The sequence below is a fragment of the Vibrio sp. 1069 genome, assembly GCF_033340555.1.
Genome location: NZ_JAWOWP010000453.1, coordinates 1 through 663, shown reverse-complemented (window position 1 = coordinate 663; position 663 = coordinate 1). Strand labels below are relative to the sequence as shown.

Sequence of the window (663 nt, the reverse complement as noted above, 5' to 3'; positions counted from 1 at the left end):
GGGGTGTCTGACTACTACACAGTAAAAGATGAAATTGAAGTTCAACAGCAGGTGAACAGCAAGCTACAAGCTCGCAATAATGAAATGTTTGCTGAGATAGATGACTTAAAGCAAGGACTTGATGCGATTGAAGAAAGAGCTCGTCATGAACTTGGCTTGGTGAAAGAAGGAGAGACCTTCTACCGCATAGTTGGTGAGGAAAACCCGTAAGATGTCAGAGAACGTTTCATCTCATATCGCTATTGTACCTGCGGCTGGTGTTGGTAGCCGAATGAAAGCAGATCGACCTAAACAGTATTTGTTAATCGATGGAAAAACGGTATTGGAACATACCGTAGAGAAACTGCTTGCTCACCCTCAAATCGCGAAAGTTGTGGTTGCGGTTACAGAAGGTGACCCATACTACCCTGAACTATCGATTGCCCTGCACCCAGACGTAATACGTGTCGCTGGTGGTAAAGAAAGAGCCGATTCAGTGCTTTCAGGGCTAAACTATGTAAGTGCGCAGCTTCCGTGTGAATGGGTTCTGGTCCATGATGCCGCGAGACCTTGCGTAACATTAAACGATATTGATCGTCTGATTGATGTTTGTTGTGCTCATCCTACTGGTGGCATTCTTGCCTCGCCCGTAAGAGATACAATGAAACGAGCGAACAAAGAAAA

2 protein-coding genes are annotated in these 663 nt (G+C 45.2%); both read left to right on the top strand.

Annotated features, from left to right (window positions below):
• A partial coding sequence (locus R7040_RS27090) for a septum formation initiator family protein (protein ID WP_140381724.1) occupies window positions 1-210 on the top strand: 210 nt, incomplete at its 5' end.
• 1 nt (window position 211) lies between these two features.
• The coding region (locus R7040_RS27085; RefSeq protein WP_318097687.1) for a 2-C-methyl-D-erythritol 4-phosphate cytidylyltransferase at window positions 212-663 on the top strand (452 nt) is incomplete at its 3' end.